This is a genomic window from Arthrobacter sp. M4 (assembly GCF_020251205.1).
Taxonomy (GTDB): domain Bacteria; phylum Actinomycetota; class Actinomycetes; order Actinomycetales; family Micrococcaceae; genus Arthrobacter.
This window is the reverse complement of the sequence record NZ_JAIWYX010000006.1, coordinates 193155-210422: the sequence shown is the minus strand read 5'-3', so window position 1 is coordinate 210422 and position 17268 is coordinate 193155. Positions and strand designations below refer to the sequence as shown.

At 65.2% G+C, this 17268-nt stretch carries 11 protein-coding genes; 8 read left to right on the top strand and 3 right to left on the bottom strand.

The features are described 5' to 3' along the window. Positions 1–285: 285 nt before the first annotated feature. A complete protein-coding gene (locus LD110_RS12595) occupies positions 286–2232 on the bottom strand; it encodes an HNH endonuclease signature motif containing protein (protein ID WP_225499163.1) in 1947 nt (648 codons plus the stop codon). Positions 2233–2449: 217 nt separating this feature from the next. Here LD110_RS12595 and LD110_RS12590 point away from each other — a divergent pair, with 217 nt between their 5' ends. The 3 genes from LD110_RS12590 (at position 2450) to LD110_RS12580 (ending at position 5676) form a co-directional block, all read left to right on the top strand. Continuing rightward, on the top strand, positions 2450–3091 hold the full coding sequence (locus LD110_RS12590; protein ID WP_225499162.1) for a nucleoside triphosphate pyrophosphatase: 642 nt from the start codon (positions 2450–2452) through the stop codon (positions 3089–3091). Positions 3092–3193: 102 nt separating this feature from the next. Beyond that, entirely contained in the window at positions 3194–5005 is a 1812-nt protein-coding gene (locus tag LD110_RS12585) for a biotin carboxylase N-terminal domain-containing protein (RefSeq protein WP_225499161.1), read from the top strand. 62 nt (positions 5006–5067) lie between these two features. Further along, positions 5068–5676 (top strand): bifunctional 2-polyprenyl-6-hydroxyphenol methylase/3-demethylubiquinol 3-O-methyltransferase UbiG, encoded by a 609-nt coding sequence (locus LD110_RS12580; RefSeq protein ID WP_225499160.1) that lies wholly within the window; start codon positions 5068–5070, stop codon positions 5674–5676. 88 nt (positions 5677–5764) lie between these two features. On the opposite strand, the gene LD110_RS12575 is transcribed toward LD110_RS12580, so the two are convergent. Further along, a complete protein-coding gene (locus LD110_RS12575; protein WP_225499159.1) occupies positions 5765–7174 on the bottom strand; it encodes an MFS transporter in 1410 nt (469 codons plus the stop codon). 296 nt (positions 7175–7470) lie between these two features. On the opposite strand from LD110_RS12575, the gene LD110_RS12570 reads away from it, so the two are divergent. The 3 genes from LD110_RS12570 to LD110_RS12560 are packed head-to-tail and all read left to right on the top strand — an operon-like array spanning position 7471 to position 12606. Continuing rightward, on the top strand, positions 7471–8886 hold the full coding sequence (locus LD110_RS12570; protein WP_225499158.1) for an MFS transporter: 1416 nt from the start codon (positions 7471–7473) through the stop codon (positions 8884–8886). Between the two features lies 1 nt (position 8887). Beyond that, a complete protein-coding gene (locus LD110_RS12565) occupies positions 8888–11044 on the top strand; it encodes a molybdopterin oxidoreductase family protein (RefSeq protein WP_225499157.1) in 2157 nt (718 codons plus the stop codon). Continuing rightward, positions 11041–12606, top strand: a complete 1566-nt coding sequence (locus tag LD110_RS12560) for an FAD-dependent oxidoreductase (protein ID WP_225499156.1) — start codon at positions 11041–11043, stop codon at positions 12604–12606. The genes LD110_RS12565 and LD110_RS12560 overlap by 4 nt, the downstream gene beginning before the upstream one ends. Positions 12607–12635: 29 nt before the next feature. Here LD110_RS12560 and LD110_RS12555 read toward each other — a convergent pair whose 3' ends face one another. Continuing rightward, on the bottom strand, positions 12636–14054 hold the full coding sequence (locus LD110_RS12555) for an NAD(P)H-quinone dehydrogenase (RefSeq protein ID WP_225499155.1): 1419 nt from the start codon (positions 14052–14054) through the stop codon (positions 12636–12638). Between the two features lie 92 nt (positions 14055–14146). On the opposite strand from LD110_RS12555, the gene LD110_RS12550 reads away from it, so the two are divergent. Both LD110_RS12550 and LD110_RS12545 read left to right on the top strand, forming a co-directional pair. After that, entirely contained in the window at positions 14147–14965 is an 819-nt protein-coding gene (locus tag LD110_RS12550) for a purine-nucleoside phosphorylase (protein ID WP_225499154.1), read from the top strand. Positions 14966–15515: 550 nt separating this feature from the next. Beyond that, positions 15516–17117, top strand: coding sequence for a glycoside hydrolase family 68 protein (locus tag LD110_RS12545; protein WP_225499153.1), 1602 nt, complete (start codon positions 15516–15518; stop codon positions 17115–17117). The last annotated feature ends 151 nt before the right edge of the window (positions 17118–17268 follow it).

Genomic DNA, 17268 nt, shown 5'->3' with positions numbered 1-17268 from the left:
CCGTCTGGTTATCCGGACACCCAAGTACTGCGCAGCCCCAATTGATGAATGTCCGGAAAGTGGAACCGCTCGCAGCGTGTATCCACCGTCCCTTCGAATCGACGTCAAGAATTTGCGTCGATCGTTGAACGGGATGATCGCGACCCCATGAACAAGGCGCCAGACGCCGCACAATTCGAGAACCTCTCGCGCCGTTCCAGATGGGAAGGTAGCTTCGCGCCAGACGCTGTGCGCGGGTCACCGACCCGTTCCCTCGGATCTAGCCAATGTGGAACCACTGTTGCATCAGAACGGGGGTATGTCAGGCACCAAGGCGTGGATCGAAGGCCTTGGTTCGGGTGCTCTGGGCCCGAGGTCTTCGAGAAGTGGCACATGTGGGTGCATTGGTGTGCCGGGAGTGGCTGGTTCTGTGGTGTGTTTGCGGCCGAGGGGTGAGGTCCAGTTGAGGTGGCCGGTTGGGGAGGTGTGTCTGTAGCTCCACGCGCCGATGGATTTGAGCGCGTGGTGCCTTCGGCAGAGCAGGGCGAGGTTGCCGGGGTCCGTTGTCCCGCCGTCTTGCCATTCGATGGTGTGGTCTGGTTCGCAGGTGCTGGCGCGTCGGGTGCAGCCGGGGAAGCGGCAGGTTTTGTCGCGGTGGTTGAGGTATCTGCGGAGTGCTTGTGGTGGCCGGTAGGCCGTGCGTCCGACGCCGAGGGCCTCTCCGGTGACGGGGTCGGTGAAGAGCCGGTGCCAGCTGGGCGCGAGAGCGGCCAGTCGGCAGGCAGTGTGCCCGTCGATGGGGCCGTAGCCCTCCAGTTCAGCCACGGCGGTGAGATCCGTTGCGGTGTCTCCGGCCGCGGTGCCTCCGGCCGCGGTGGTGCTTTCCGCGGCTGAGCTTCCGTCTCCGGTGGCGGTGGTGCTTTCCGCGGCTGAGCTTCCGTCTCCGGTGGCGGGGGTGGTTTCCGCTGCGGTGCCTCCGGCCCCGGAGCTGAGGTCCGTTGCGGTGCCTGCCGCTGCGGTGCCTTCCGCTGCGGTGCCTGCCGCTGCGGTGCCTCCGGTTACGGTGGTGCTTTCCGCAGCTGGGCTTCCGTCTCCGGCCGCGGTGCCTCCCGCTGCGCTGCCTCCGGCCGCGGTGGTGGTTTCCACAGCGCTGCTTTCCGCGGCTGAGCCTCTAACCGCGGTACCCTCCGCTACGGTTCCTTCCGCTGCGGTGGTTCCGGCTGCGGATGCGGCGCCTACGGCGAGTCCGATGGGGATGGTGAGCACGACAGTGGGCTGGAACGGCGCGGTTCCGGGCTCGCCGGGATTACCCAATCCGGGGATCCCGAGCAGGCGTTGGATGAGGGCGTCGGCGCGGAGTTCGGCGAGGGTGCGGTGTTCTGCCAGGGTGCGCGGCTCGGCGAGCGTGCCGGAGGGTTGGGTGTTCGCCGAGTCTCCCTCTGTAATGCCGGCCTCGGTGGCCAGGGCTCCTGCTGCGCTGGTTTCTGCTGCCTGGGCTTTGGCGGTGCGGGCGTCGTGGTCCAGGCCGTTGTAGATGGCCAGGCCGGCTTCGGCGGGCAGGTAGGCGCCCAGGGTGCACATGCCGTCCGGTTCGGGGGTGAACCAGACGCTTCGTTCCCGCCGGGCGGCGGTGGTGCGGGCCTGGATGGTTTCGGGGTGCAGGCGCTCCCGCATCCGGCGCAGCACGGTCCGCAGTTCCGCGGGGGTGCGCATCCGGCCGTGCCGGGTGCGGGTGGCGTGCAGGGCCCTGCGGGTGAAGATCTCGGCGTGGTCGTCCGGGACGGTGCGGGCCTGGTCCAGGATCACCCGGGCATGCTCGGGGGAGATTTCACCGTCTTCGAGGGCTTCGAGGACCTCCCACCGCGGACCGTCCAGGTCCGCTGCGTCGTGCAGGGCCCGCGCGGCGGCGTGCTCGGACACGGCGCAGGCGGTGGCGACCTCCGACACGGCCAGGGCGTGGGCCTCGTTCCCGCCGAACCGTACCGGCTGGGATCCGCGCCGCCGGGATAATTCCTCGGTGTTCAGTTCTTCGGTGATGGCTTCCTCCGCGCGGGCCAGGGCGCGCAGTTTCATCGCGGTGGCCCAGGCGATCAGCCGGTCCGCGGCCACGGCCACGTGCAGGGCGCCGTCCGCGGTGAGGCAGGACGCCAAAGGCAGCCGAACGCTGCCGGAGAGCAGGGAGTCCTCCTGGCCGGTGAACAACTCGGCCGGAACACAGGCATCATCGCCGTCAACGAACGCCCCAACAACCATCCAAACCACCCCCCTTCCCGAAGTACCTTCACCCTACGAGGAGGGTCCGACATTTTTAGCCCCCCACCGGAGGCGCTCCCCGCGCGGTAGCCTCCCGCGTGCGTCGAATGGGGGAAGCCGGCTGTACAAACGCGTGAGCATCCAAAGCCTAGAGCGCAGCTTTGAGGTCACGCCTAAGCCACCGCCTATGATTGCTGCGCTCCACTACGCTGGTCCTGTGACCCGATTGATTCTCGCCTCCAAGTCCCCTGCCCGCACCAAGCTCCTTCGTGAGGCCGGCATTAGCCACGAAGTCTTGGTGTCCGACGTCGACGAGGACGCAGTCCAGGCCCATTACGGCGTCACGAGCCCCCACGACACCGCCTTGCTGCTGGCCCGCGCCAAGGCCGAAGCCGTGGCCTCGCTCGAGGAGGCGGAAGGGGCGCTGGTCATCGGCTGCGACTCAGTCTTCGAATTCGATGGCGAAGCCCACGGCAAGCCCTACACGGCAAACGTCGCGCGTGAACGCATGCTCCGGATGAGCGGTTCGAGCGGTGTCCTGCACACCGGGCACTGGCTGGTGGACTGCCGGACCACGGCGATAGACGAAGAAGATGCTGAAGGCACGGGCGCAACTGTGGGCGCGGTTTCCTCTGCCGAGGTCCACTTCATGGAGATGTCCGCGGAGGACATCGAAGCCTATATCGCCACCGGTGAACCTCTCCACTGTGCGGGGTCGTTCACCATCGATGGCCTTGGCGGCGCTTTCATCCGCAAGGTCGACGGTGACCCCCACGCCGTCGTCGGACTCTCCATCTCAACGCTCCGGGACTTGCTGGGTCACGCGAACGTAAGCATCACGGAACTGTGGACTTTGTAGCATCCCTACAAAGCCACGGCGGATCACACGCGGAATCCGCCAGCAATATGGGCGGAACCCTCACAATCAGGCTAGGCTCCCTGATGGAAAGAAGGAGTCATCTTGTCAGCTAATCCGGTTGTGTCCACGCGCCCGCTCACCAAGGTACTGATTGCCAACCGCGGGGAGATTGCAGTCCGCGTCATCCGCGCGGCCCGGGACGAGGGCATCGCTTCCGTGGCGGTCTATGCCGACCCGGACAGGGACGCCCTGCACGTGCGCCTGGCCGACGAGGCTTACGCACTCGGCGGCAACACGGCTGCTGAGACCTATCTGGTCATCGACAAACTGCTCGAAGTTGCCCGCCAGTCCGGCGCCGACGCCATCCACCCCGGCTACGGCTTCCTCGCCGAGAACGCCGAATTCGCGGAACGCGTCATCGCCGCAGGAATCACTTGGATCGGTCCGTCGCCGGAGGCGATCGCAGCCCTGGGCGACAAGGTCCAGGCTCGCCACATCGCCGAAAAGGTAGGCGCCCCGCTGGTGCCCGGTACAGCTGACCCGGTTGAATCTGCTAACGAGGTCCTGAAGTTCGCCGACGAGTTCGGTCTCCCGGTCGCCATCAAGGCTGCCTACGGCGGCGGTGGACGCGGCATCAAGGTGGCTCGCACGCGCGAAGAGATCCCTGAGCTCTACGAATCAGCCGTCCGCGAAGCCACCGCGGCTTTCGGCCGCGGCGAGTGCTTCATCGAACGCTTCCTGGACGCACCCCGCCACGTGGAAACCCAGTGCCTCGCCGACTCCTACGGCAACGTGGTTGTCGTCTCCACCCGTGACTGCTCCCTGCAGCGCCGCAACCAGAAGCTCGTCGAAGAGGCACCCGCCCCGTTCCTCAGCGACGAACAGAACAAGCGGCTCTACGAATCTTCCAAAGCCATCCTTAAGGAAGCCGGTTACCTTGGCGCCGGAACCTGCGAGTTCCTGGTCGGCCAGGACGGCACGATTTCCTTCCTGGAGGTCAACACCCGCCTGCAGGTTGAACACTGTGTTTCCGAAGAGGTCACCGGAATCGACCTGGTCCGCGAACAGTTCCGACTGGCTCGTGGCGAGGCGCTCGGCTACGACGACCCCGAGGTTCGCGGCCACTCGTTCGAGTTCCGCATCAATGGCGAGGACCCCGGACGCAACTTCATGCCCGCTCCCGGAACGGTGGAGTCCATCAAACTACCCACGGGTCCCGGCGTTCGTGTCGACTCAGGAATCGAGGCCGGCGAGGTCATCAGCGGCAACTTCGACTCCATGCTGGCCAAGCTTGTGGTGACCGGGTCCAGCCGCAAGCAGGCCCTGGAACGCTCCCGTCGCGCCCTCTCGGAGCTTCGCATCACCGGCATGCCCACCGTAGTCCCCTTCCACGCCGCGGTCGTCGAGGATCCTGCCTTCGCCCCGGCAGAGGGACCGTTCAGCGTACACACCCGCTGGATCGAGACCAGCTTCGTCAATGACCTGCCCGCCTGGGTGCCGGATGGCACCGGCGCTGAAGCCCCCGACGCCGTCGAGCGGCAACGCGTCGTCGTCGAGGTCGGCGGCAAGCGGCTGGAGGTGGTTCTCCCAGCCACGCTTGGCAGCCTCGCTCCCGCCGGCGCCGGCGTCGCCAAGCCCGCCAAGGCCAAGAAGCGCTCCCGTTCAGCGGGTGCCGCGGCAACCGCCGCCGGCGGCAACGCGCTCACCTCCCCCATGCAGGGAACGCTGGTGAAGGTGGCAGTGTCCGACGGCGACACGGTCGCCGAGGGTGACCTGGTGGTGGTGCTGGAAGCCATGAAGATGGAGCAGCCGCTCACCGCGCATCGTTCAGGCGTAATCCACGGCCTCACAGCGCAGCCTGGCGAGACCGTGGCCGCGGGCGCCATCATCGCCACCATCGAGGACGTCAGCTAACCCCTTGCGGTTTTCCGGCCCCCGGCTACGCTCATCATGAAGCGTTAGCCCGGGGGCCTGCCATGAAGGCGATGTACAACCTGTGGTACAGGTACGGCACTCCGCCGTGGGTGGGTCCTGCACGCACCAGCCTTGTGGAGCTTGTCTCCGAGGGAACCCTCAAGCCGTGCCGGGCCATCGACCTCGGGTGCGGCGAAGGCGACAACGCGATTTTCCTGGCGAGGCACGGCTTCGACGTCACGGCAGTGGATTTTGCGCCTGCCGCCATCAGCAAGGCGAAAGCGAAAGCGGCGCAGGCGGGTGTCGCCGTCGAATTTTTTGTGGACGACCTTACGGGGCTGCAGCACGTGGCCGGCCAGTTTGGGCTGTTGGTCGATTATGGAACCTTCGACGACCTCTCTGAGCCCCATAGGGCCGCGTATATCCGCAATGTTGTCCCCTTGGCTGAACCCGGTGCGAAGTTCCTGCTCTGGGCGTTTGAGTGGCAGCTGCGGCCCTGGGAGAGAGCCGTCACCGGGGTGCTCCCGTTTGGCAATATCACTCTTCCGCCGGGCTATGTGGAGTCCACGTTCGCGGACCACTTCGACATCCAACGCATTGCGGGCCAGTCCGGGCTCCGTGGCTGGCCGCGCGGATGGGCCGCATACTTGATGACACGTCGGATTGACTAAGAAGCCATATGAAAAAGCCGGTCCCGCACACTCAACGGTGCGCGGGGCCGGCCTTCTTCATGGCGCCTAGCTGGGCGCCAAGCAGGCTCTAGGCCACGTTGTTCTCGTAATCCGTGTCCTTGGTTTCCTTGGTCAGGAACAGCGCAATCAGGGTGAGCACGGCCATGGAGCTGAGGTAGATGCCCACAAGGAATGTGTTTCCCTTACCTAGTTCCCAAAGCCACACGGCGATGAACGGAGCAACGGCGGCACCGAGGATGCTGGACAGGTTGTAGCTAACCGCGGAGCCTGTGTAACGGACGTTCGTGGGGAATAGCTCCGGCAGGAGCGCACCCATGGGACCGAAGGTCAGGCCCATCAGGGTGAAACCGATGACCAGAAGCGCCATGGCTCCAGCAAAGCCGCCGCTGAACAGCGGCACCCAGAGGAGGCCGAACACCAGGATTCCGGCCGTGACCCCCAGGAGCATCTTGCGGCGACCGAACTTCTCGGCGAGCGGACCGGCCACCAGCGTGAAAATGCCGAAGAATACGACGCCGGCAATGAGCATCCAGAGGAAATCGTTGCGGGTGTAGCCGAGGCCTGGAACAAAGGCGGCTGCCGCCGCTTCGGTCATAGGCTTGCCGGCCTTCTCCGCCGCGGCCTGGGCACCGGCCAGTGTGGGCTTGGTGCCGTAGGTCAGGGTGAAGGTAGTCATCAGGTAGAACAGCACGTAGGTGGCCAACATGATGAAGGTACCGAGGATCAGCGGGCGCCAGCTGGTCTTGAAGACGCGGCCGATGGGCAGCTTGGCCACCTCGTTGGATTCGATGACCTTGGTGAACGCGGGCGTCTCGATGAGCTTGAGCCGGACGTAGAGACCGATGATGACCATCACGGCGCTCAGCAGGAATGGAACCCGCCAGCCCCAGGCGGCGAAGGCTGCCGGTGTGAGCGTGTAGCTGAAGACCAGGAAGATCACATTGGCCAGGATGAAGCCAATCGGCGCGCCGAGCTGCGGGAAGGTGCCGTAGATGGCGCGCTTGTCTGACGGAGCATTTTCCGTGGCCAGGAGTGCGGCACCGCTCCATTCGCCGCCGAGCGCAAGGCCCTGGGCGAACCGCATGACAACCAGCAGCGCCGGGGCAAGAACCGTCCAGCCCGGAATTTCGGCCGTGGGCAGGCAGCCAATGAGGAATGTTGCGATACCCATGGTCAGTAGGGAAGCCACAAGGGTCCCCTTACGGCCGAACCGGTCGCCGAAGTGGCCAAAGATGATCGAGCCGAGGGGCCGGGCAACGAACGCGACACCGAAGACCGCAAAGGAGCTCAGCAGCTGTGTTGTTTCGTTGGCCGTGGGGAAGAACAGCTTGGGGAACACGAGCACAGCGGCCGTGGCGTAGACGTAGAAATCGTAGAACTCGATTGAGGTACCGATGAGGCTGGCGACTATCACGCGGCCACGCGAGTTAACCGGCTGCGTCGACTCCTGCCCCGAGGCGGTGGCGATTGAGGACATTAGTGTGCATTGCTTTCAGTCGCACCAGACGGACGCATCATCGGGCCTGCCCGGCTAAGGGATATAGAGGTATCAATAATAAGATCCCGGTCCACTGACCGGACATTCGGTCCGCCATGTGGACTGTTTTGCGCACTGCGTTGAGCCCTCTCATTTTCGGAAACATCACAAAGCTCTCACTCCTCCGTGAGGCCGTCGATAGGCAAATGTCACAGCACGTTAACAAACGGCGACAGAGCGCGAAACGCGCCGTACCTAACTTGGAAAGTGCAAAGTCCCCAGCAAGGAGGCACACCGTGACTGTTGACCGATCAGCAGAAATCCTGGATGCACCCCAGGTATCTGCCACCGCTACTACCCCCGTTCTTGAGCACCGTCCTGGCCGTTGGATCGCCAATTGGGATGCAGAGGACAAGGGCCAGTGGGAAAACGAAGGCCGCTCCATCGCCAAGCGAAACCTGTACTGGTCCATCTTCGCCGAGTTCCTCGGCTTCGTCGTCTGGCAGTTGTGGTCCATCGTTGTCGTCCAGCTCCCTGCAGCCGGCTTCAAGTTCGACACCAACCAGATCTTCTGGCTGATCTCCATGCCGAGCCTGGTCGGCGCGACGCTCCGGATCCCCTACACCTTCATGGTCTCGAGGTTCGGTGGCCGGAACTGGACCATTGTCTCGGCGCTGCTGCTCCTGATCCCCTCCGCCGGCCTGGCGATCTGCGTTTCCAACCCGGCCACTCCGTTCGAAGCAATGCTGCTGGTAGCTGCACTGGCGGGCTTCGGTGGCGGTAACTTCGCCAGCTCCATGGCCAACATCACCTTCTTCTACCCCGCCCGCGAAAAGGGCTGGGCCCTTGGCCTCAACGCGGCAGGCGGCAACCTCGGTGCGGCGGTGGCGCAGCTCGTCGTCCCGATCGCGGTCACCCTCCTGGCGGCTGGAACCGTCAACCTGCCCATGGCCGGCCTTGTCTGGATTCCGCTGATCCTCATCGCAGCCTTCGGCGCCTGGAAATACATGAACAACCTCACCAGCGCCAAGGGTGACGTGGCTGGCTCGATCGCAGCGCTCAAGGAGCCGCACCTGTGGGTCATGGCCTTCCTCTACATCGGCACCTTCGGTTCGTTCATCGGCTTCGCGGGCGTCTTCCCCAAGCTCATCAAGGACTACTTCCCGTCCTTCTCCTCCTTCACCGTGGGTGCCGTCGCCCTCTCGCTGGCCTTCCTCGGCCCGCTGGTCGGCTCCCTGGCCCGCCCCTACGGCGGACGGATGGCAGACCGCATGGGCGGCGCCCGGATGACCGTGGCATCCTTCGCCTCGATGGCCGTGATCACGGTGGCCGTCATCCTGACCCTCCCGCTGAAGAACTTCTGGCTCTTCCTCGGACTGTTCCTGCTCCTCTTCGTCGCCAGCGGCTTCGGAAACGGCGCCACCTACCGCATGATCCCGGTGATCTTCGCAACCTCCAGCCGTGCGGCCAAGTCCGGGGCAACTCCGGCTGAGACCCAGCGCCTGGCTTCCTCCTCGCTGGGCCTGATCTCCGCGATCGGCGCCTACGGCGGCTTCCTCATCCCGCAGGTACTGAATGCCTCCAACGCGGCAAGCGGCTCCTACACCGGCGCCTTCTATGGCTTCGTCGGAGCCTACGCCCTGATGCTCCTCGTCACCTGGGCCTGCTACATCCGCCCGGCCCAGAAGCGCAACATGATCGGACACATCTAATATGCCCAATGGCGCCGACACCCACTGCCCGTATTGTGCGCTGCAGTGCGCCATGACTCTGACCCCGGCTGCACAGCCGGGGTCAGACCCCTTGCCCGCCACAGCCGTCCCCAGCAGTGGAACTCCAGCCCAGGGAGCTCCCGTGCTGGAAGTCTCCGGACGGGACTTCCCCACCAACCGGGGCGGGCTGTGCCGCAAGGGCTGGACGTCGGCGTCGTTGTTGAACCACACCGGCCGGGTCACCCAGCCGATGCTCAAGGGTTCCGACGGCGTCCACCAGCCAATCGGTTGGGACGAAGCCCTCATGCTGGTCACGGCAGCAGTGAAGGAAACCCAGGCACAGTACGGACCTGACGCCGTAGGCGTCTTTGGCGGCGGCGGGCTGACTAACGAGAAGGCCTACCAGCTCGGAAAGTTTGCCCGCCTCGCCCTCCGCACCTCGCGCATCGACTACAACGGCCGGTTCTGCATGTCCTCCGCCGCGGCCGCGGGCAACCGCGCCTTCGGTGTTGACCGTGGACTTCCATTTCCGGTGCAGGACCTGGATTCCGCGTCCGTCATCCTCCTCCTCGGCTCCAACGTGGCCGAGACCATGCCGCCCTTCGTGCAGCACCTCCAGGGTGCCCGCGACGCCGGTGGGCTGATCGTCGTTGACCCCCGCCGCTCTGCCACGGCAGCTTTCACTCGCGACGGCGGCGGCTTCCATCTCCAGCCGATGCCGGGAACCGACTTGGCGCTCATCCTGGGCATCTCCCACGCCGTAGTGCACGAGGGTTTGGTGGACGTCGAATACGTCCAGTCGCGCACCACCGGCTACGCCGCACTCGTCCGCAGCCTGGCTGCGTTCTGGCCCGAGCGCGTGCAGCAAATCACGGGTGTTCCGGCCAGCCTGATCCGCGAGACAGCACACCGGCTCGCCGCGGGAGCCAAGTCCGGCGGCAGCTACATCTTGAGCGGCCGCGGCGTCGAACAGCACGTGGACGGAACGGACACCGCGACGGCTGCCATCAACTTGAGCCTGCTCCTCGGCCTGCCCGGTAGCGCCCGCAGCGGCTACGGCACGCTCACCGGCCAGGGCAACGGCCAGGGCGGCCGCGAACACGGCCAGAAGTCGGACCAGCTGCCGGGCTACCGCAAGATCACCGATCCGGCGGCCCGCGCACACATTGCCTCAGTTTGGGGCGTGGACGAGTCCGTCATCCCCGGTGCCGGCCTGCCTGCCGTCCAGCTGCTGAAGTCGCTTGGAAAGCCCGACGGCGTCAAGTGCCTTTTTGTGCACGGCGCCAACATTGTGGTCTCCGCCCCGGATACGATCGCCGTGACCGAGGGCCTTCGCAGCCTCGACTTCCTGGTGGTGTGCGACTTCTTCATGTCAGAAACCGCGATGGAAGCGGACCTCGTCCTGCCCGTCACGCAATGGGCGGAAGAGGAAGGCACGCTGACCAACCTTGAGGGCCGGGTCATCCGGCGCCGCCGGGCACTCACTCCCCCGCCGGGCGTCCGCACCGAACTGTGGCTCATGAGCCGCCTCGCCGAAGCCCTGGACGCTCCCTCCACGTTCAGCGACGACCCGGAGACCGTATTCGAGGAATTGCGCCTGGCGTCGGCGGGGGGCCTGGCCGACTACTCCGGCATCGACTACGCCATGCTGGACCGCGGAGAGGCCGCTTACTGGCCGTTCCCGGCCGGGAGCACCGGAACCCCGCGCCTTTTCCGTGATGGCTTTGCCCATGCGGATGGCAAGGCGCTTCTGGTGCCGGTAACGCCGTCGAAGCGTGCGCGGCGCACGTTCCCGGACGGTTCGCTGGCACTGGCCACCGGCCGCCTCCTGGAGCACTACCAGTCCGGTTCGCAGACGCGTCGAGTCGCAGAACTGGCCACGTCCCAGCCCGAAGCGACGCTGCAGATCCACCCGGCAGCGGCGGCTGCCCGCGGCATCTCCGCCGGCGACTTCGTCGAAGTCACCAACGAGCGCGGCACCGTGGTCTGCCGAACCGAGGTCAGCAACGCCGTGCGGCCGGACACCGTTTTCCTGCCCTTCCATTTCCCGGGGCTCGAAAACGCCAACCGCCTCACTGAGGCGGCAACAGATCCCACTTCCGGTATGCCGGAATTCAAGACCAGCCGGGTATGGGTCAGCGCTAAGGAGGCTTCATGAGCGAGCGGATTGTTGTTGTCGGATTCGGCCCCGTAGCCGCACGGCTCGTCGAGGAACTGCTGCCCGCCGTCCGGGGCGGACTGGCCCAGCTCCTGGTTATCGGCCAGGAGGCTGAGGCCGCCTACAACCGCGTCATGGTGGCGGAGCTCGGCGTTGGGAGAACGACGGCGGAAGCCCTCGCCATGGCGGACGCCGCTGAACTCACCGCCCAAGGCGTCGACGTTCGGCTCGGCGTGAAGGTCCGGCGCATCGACCGTGCGCGGCAGCAGGTGGTACTGTCCGACGGCACCACACCGGGCTATGACCGCCTTGTCTTCGCGACGGGTTCCCGGCCGGTCATCCCCAACCTCCGCGGCTTGAACCCCGACCCGTCCCGTCCTGTGCTGCCAGCCGGCGTCACGGCCTTGCGCGACCTCCGCGACGCGGCTGTCCTGCGGGAGGCTGTACGCGGCAAGAAGAAGGTTGTGGTGCTGGGCGGCGGCGTTCTGGGCCTCGAGACCGCCCTCGCAGCCGCCGAAGAAGGCGCCCGCACCACCGTGGTCCACAACGGCCCGTTCCCCCTGGGCCGAAACATTGACCGTGGCGGCGGATCCGTCCTGGCGGCAAGCCTGCGTGCCGGCGGCGTCAGCATGGCGGGCAACGCCCGCTCTACAGCGATTGAGACCGCTGGCCCCGGCGGCAGCTTCTCCGCCCTACTGCTCGACGACGGCTCAGCCATCGACGGCGACCTGCTGGTTTTGTCGTGTGGCGTGCGTCCACGCATCGAACTGGCAGAAGGCTGCGGCCTTCCCACGGCTACAGGAATCCTGGTGGATCACTGCCTCCGGACCTACCACGAGCCGCACATGTTCGCGATTGGCGACTGTGCGGAAGTCCGCTGTGCCGATTCGGACTGCCTGGACTGCCGCAACGCCGTGGGTCCGTCCGGCCTGGTGGGTCCCGGATGGCGACAGGCAGAATGGCTGGCCGAATACCTGACCCTGCTGGCGGAAGGCGGCCAGGAGGCAGCAGACACGCTCGCTCCGCTCGCCAAGGAGAAGCCCGGCGTAGTTGTACTCAAGGCGCGCGGGATCGACCTTGCCGTCGCCGGGGACAACTCGGCCGAGCCCTGGGACGATGAACTCCTCGAGGCTGGGGCCGCCAACGGCCGCCCACGCCGGCAAGTGTCCCAATGGGCTGATCCCGAACACGGCCGCTACGTGAAGATGACTACGCGTGGCGGTGTCCTCGAAGGCCTGGTCTCGGTAGGCATGCCGCGCACTTCGGCGGAACTCGTGCTCCTGTTCGAACGCGGATCGGAGCTCCCGGCCGACCGTTCGCTCCTGCTGCGCCTTGACGGACCCGATCAGTTGGACGGTGCGGGCGGAGCAGCCAACGACCCCGACCGAACCGTCTGCCGCTGCGCGGGAGTGTCCGGCGCAAGCATCGAAGACGCCGTTCTTGATGGCTGCGCCACAGTGGGCGAAGTGTCCAAGGCCACGCGGGCCGGCACAGGCTGCGGAGGATGCCACAACGACATCAAGGCGATCATCGAAAAACACTTCCAGGCCGCCCCTGCCTGAGCAGTCCGGCGGCTAGGAGTTGCACTCCCTTACAGGTGGACGTGCAGCCTGCGGGCAGCCTCGGAAATAGATCCGGTCAGCGATGGGTAGACCGTGAACGTGCTGGCGACGTCGTCAACGTGGAGTTTTTGCGTCACAGCAACGGCAATCGGGAAGATCAGTTCCGAAGCGTTGGAGCCCATGACGACGCCACCGATGACTGTTCCGGAACCCTTGCGGGCGATGATCTTGACGAAACCGTCGGTTGTGTAGCGCATCTTGGCGCGGGCGTTGCTCTTGAGTGACAGCTTCACCACGTCGCCCTGGTACTTGCCGGACTCCACGTCTGCCTCTGAGACGCCCACAGAGGCGATCTCAGGCGACGTAAAGATGTTGGAGGCTACATGGGTCAGCTTGAGTGGTTTGACGCTGTCTCCGAGGAAATGGGCGATGGCGATCCGTCCCTGCATAGCTGCGACGGAAGCGAGCGCCAGGACGCCTGTGCAGTCACCGGCCGCGTAGATGTTGGACGAGGTAGTCCGGGAGACGCCGTCCACCTTGATGTGCCCCGACTCGGTGAGGGCCACGCCCGCCTCCTCAAGGCCGATCCCGGCCGTGTTCGGGATGGAGCCGACGCACACCAGGCAGTGGCTGCCGGTGACCTTGGAACCGTCGCTGAGCGTGACCACAACACCGTTCTCCGTGCGGTCCACGGCCTCGGCACGGGAGCGGGACAGGACGTTCACACCGCGCCGCTTGAAGACCACTTCCAGGGAAGCCGCGGCGTCAGTGTCTGATCCTGGCAGCACCTGGTCGCGGCTGGAAATGAGCGTGACCTTCGATCCCAGTCCGTTGTAGGCCGACGCGAACTCGGCGCCGGTTACTCCCGAACCAATCACGATAAGTTCCTCGGGCAGTTCCTCGAGGTTGTAGATCTGTGCCCAGTTCAGGATCCGTTCGCCATCAGGGCGGGCGGTGGGGAGTTCACGGGGGTGTGCGCCAACCGCCAGCAGAATCGCGTCTGCCTCGACTCGGCGGACGCCTTCGGACGTGAGAACCTCAATGGTGTTTCCGTCCACCAGCTTGCCTGAGCCCATGATGATTTCAACGCCGAGGTGTTCCAGCCCTGCCTTGATATCCGAGGACTGCTCGCGCGCAAGGCTCAGGAGGCGTCGGTTGATGTGCTTAAGGTCGGCCTGCATCACGGGGGTGAAAGCACCGCCGTTGACGTGGTCGAACTTGACGCCCAGCTCCCCTGCCGCCCCCACACGGGTCATGAGGTCCGCCGTCGCGATCAGCGTTTTGGACGGAACAACGTCCGTAAGGACCGCTGAACCGCCAAGCCCGGCACGCTCGATGATGGTGACCTTGGCGCCGAGTGAGGCGGCCACCATGGCGGCTTCATACCCGCCGGGACCTCCACCCAGGATCGCGATGCGGGGTGAGCTGAAGTCAAGTTGCGTAGTCACAAAAGTCAATTCTTGCCCATCGCAGGTTTGCCTGCCACTCAGCGTGACCTCACTGCTACCCAAACCTTCCGGGCCCCATGTACTTTGTACCAGTGAGTAACACAGAGCTGCTGAACTCCGACCCCTTCGAAGCGGCCAGTACCGCGGCCGACTACATCGCCAGCGAGACCGGCGTCGAAACACATGACGTAGCCCTGATCCTTGGTTCCGGCTGGGGCGGCGCTGCGGATCTGATTGGCGAGACGACCGCAACGTTGACCGCTTCAGAGGTTCCTGGATTCTCCGCTCCCGCAGTGGAAGGTCATGTGGGAACCATCCGCTCGGTGCTTACCAAGGATGGAAAACGGGCCCTGGTCCTCGGCGCCCGCACACACTACTACGAGGGCAAGGGAGTCCGGGCGGTGGTCCACGGAGTCCGGACAGCTGCCGCGGCGGGCTGCAGGACGCTCGTCATCACCAACGGCTGTGGCGGCCTTAACGAACAGTGGCAGCCGGGTACGCCTGTGCTCATCAGCGACCACATCAACCTCACGGGAACGTCGCCGCTGGAGGGCGCCACGTTCGTGGACCTCACAGACCTCTACTCGCCGCGCATCCGTTCCCTGGCTAAGGAAGTGGACCCTAGCCTGGACGAGGGCGTTTATGTCCAGTTCCACGGCCCGCACTACGAAACGCCGGCGGAGGTGCAGTACGCCAAACGGATCGGCGCCGACCTGGTGGGCATGTCGACCGCGCTGGAGGCCATTGCCGCGCGCCATGCCGGTCTTGAAGTGTTCGGAATCTCGCTGGTTACGAATCTGGCGGCAGGCATCAGCCCCACCCCGCTGAGCCACCAGGAAGTGATCGAGGCAGGGCTGGCCGCCGGGGCGCGCATCTCCCGCCTCCTAGCGGACATCATCGCGCGCCTCTAAACGCTTCGCGTCACATTCGGCTTCCAGGAGCCCATCCGGCTCACATTTCGCGTCAGCCCGCGCGGCTTTCCCGCACCGCCGTTGAAACTTCAACTTTGTCACGTGGCTTTGTCACATCCAGTCAAAGCGCCGCTCCCACGCCGAAGATCAGCCTGCTGTCAAGTCAAGAAGGTCCGGGCTTGACACAGTGTTAACGCAATGTGAATTCTCCAGTGATTCTCCCCACTAAGCTAAACATTTGACTCTCCGCGCCCCCTATGGCACGCGCGCGCAATCAATGATGTAAACGCTTGCACACATTTGTCTGACATCTCATTTTTTGGCCTTGAAACACGCTTTGCGCTGCCCACAAGAGCCCACCTACCGTGGAAACCGCTACGGCAAGTCGACGTGCCAAAGCCACTGACGCGGCCCCCACAAAGGGCTCGTCCAACACCTGATACAACGGCGTCTCTGGAGGCGCCGCAAGCGTCGAACGGGGACGCCGGAGTGACGGTCCGGGCCATTGAGCCCGTCTTCCACGAAAAAACACTCCGCGAGAAGAGCAGGCATGAAAACTCACTCAACCCCAGCACGGCCCCGTCGCCGTCTGCGGCAGGCTGCGTCCCTGGCAGCGGCCGCCGGCGTGGCCGCCGCAACGCTACTGGCATCCCCGGCAGCGCAGGCAAACCTTCCCGCCGACCCGCCGTCGAGCGGTATGCCGGCACCCACCCCCGGGTTCCCGCTGCCGTCGGTCCACACCCAGCAGGCCCACGACCCCGAGGCCAACTTCACCTCGAAGTGGACCCGCGCTGACGCCAAGCAGATCATGGCCCAGAGCAACGCCAATGTTCAGCCCGGCCAGAACTCCATGAGCCCGAACGTCACCATGCCGGAAATCCCCAAGGACTTCCCCGCCATGAATGACGACGTCTGGGTTTGGGACACCTGGTCCCTGACGGATGAGCACGCGAACCAGATCAGCTACAAGGGCTGGGACGTCATCTTCTCCCTGGTCGCAGACCGCCACGCAGGCTACGGTTTCGACCAGCGCCACTGGAACGCCCGCATCGGCTACTTCTTCCGCAAGACCAACGCCGACCCGGCCAAGGACAAGTGGAACTATGGTGGACACCTGTTCCTGGACAACACCTCCATCGGCAACACTGAATGGTCCGGATCCACGCGCCTCATGCAAGGCGACCAGGTCAACGTGTTCTACACGGCCACCACGTTCTACGACCGTGCAGAGCGCAACGCCGGTGGCGGCGGCATCGCCCCCGACGCCGTCATCGCCAAGGCCCTTGGTAACATCCACGCTGACAAGAGCGGCGTGACCTTCGACGGTTTCCAGCACACCAAGCTGCTGGAGCCGGACGGACAGATGTACCAGACCAAGGCACAGAACCCGGGCTTCGCTTTCCGCGACCCGTACACGTTCGAGGACCCGGCCCACCCCGGCAAGACCTTCATGGTCTTCGAGGGCAACACCGGCGGAAACCGCGGTGACTACAAGTGCAAGCAGGAGGACCTCGGCTACCGTCCGGGCGACCCGCACGCCGAAACTGTGGACCAGGTCAACAACACCACGGGTTCCTGGTTCCAGACCGCCAACGTCGGCCTGGCTGTAGCAGACAACAAGGACCTGACCCAGTGGCACTTCCTGCCGCCGATCCTGTCCGCCAACTGCGTCAACGACCAGACCGAACGTCCGCAGATCTTCATCCAGAACGAAGACGGCAAGAACAAGTACTACCTGTACACCATCAGCCACCAGTTCACGTACTCGGACGGCATGCGCGGTCCGGACGGCGTCTACGGCTTCGTCGGCGACGGAATTCGCTCAGACTTCCAGCCGGTGAACAACAGCGGCCTTGCCCTCGGCTCCCCGACCGACCTGAACCTGCCGGCCAATGCTCCGGAGAGCCCCTCCGCCAAGCAGAACGGCCGCCAGTTCCAGGCCTACTCGCACTACGTCCAGCCGAACGGCCTGGTTCAGTCCTTCATCGACAACGTCGAGGGCGTCCGCGGCGGCTCCCTGTCCCCCACCGTGAAGATCAACTTCAAGGGTGGCGTGACGCAGGTTGACCGCAGCTTCGGCCAGAACGGCCTTGGCCCGTTCGGTTACTTGCCCACCAACGTCCGCGTCGGTGGCGAGGGCCTCTACAAGTAGGCCGGTAACCCCGGCCAACTAAGCGCCGGATGCCGCGCACCCCGCGGCATCCGGACAGCCTACAACCGGGCGGGCAGCGTACCCCCTGTTTCCCGTCCACGCTGGGAGGCGCCGCTATCTGCGGCGCCTCCCTTACTAGTTTTGAGTCTGC

Excerpts from the sequence above, each read along its gene's own strand:
- LD110_RS12595 (WP_225499163.1), bottom strand. The coding sequence starts at position 2,232 with ATGGTTGTTGGGGCGTTCGTTGACGGCGATGATGCCTGTGTTCCGGCC.
- LD110_RS12545 (WP_225499153.1), top strand. The coding sequence starts at position 15,516 with ATGAAAACTCACTCAACCCCAGCACGGCCCCGTCGCCGTCTGCGGCAG.
- LD110_RS12580 (WP_225499160.1), top strand. The coding sequence starts at position 5,068 with ATGAAGGCGATGTACAACCTGTGGTACAGGTACGGCACTCCGCCGTGG.
- LD110_RS12565 (WP_225499157.1), top strand. The coding sequence starts at position 8,888 with ATGCCCAATGGCGCCGACACCCACTGCCCGTATTGTGCGCTGCAGTGC.
- LD110_RS12575 (WP_225499159.1), bottom strand. The coding sequence starts at position 7,174 with ATGTCCTCAATCGCCACCGCCTCGGGGCAGGAGTCGACGCAGCCGGTT.
- LD110_RS12560 (WP_225499156.1), top strand. The coding sequence starts at position 11,041 with ATGAGCGAGCGGATTGTTGTTGTCGGATTCGGCCCCGTAGCCGCACGG.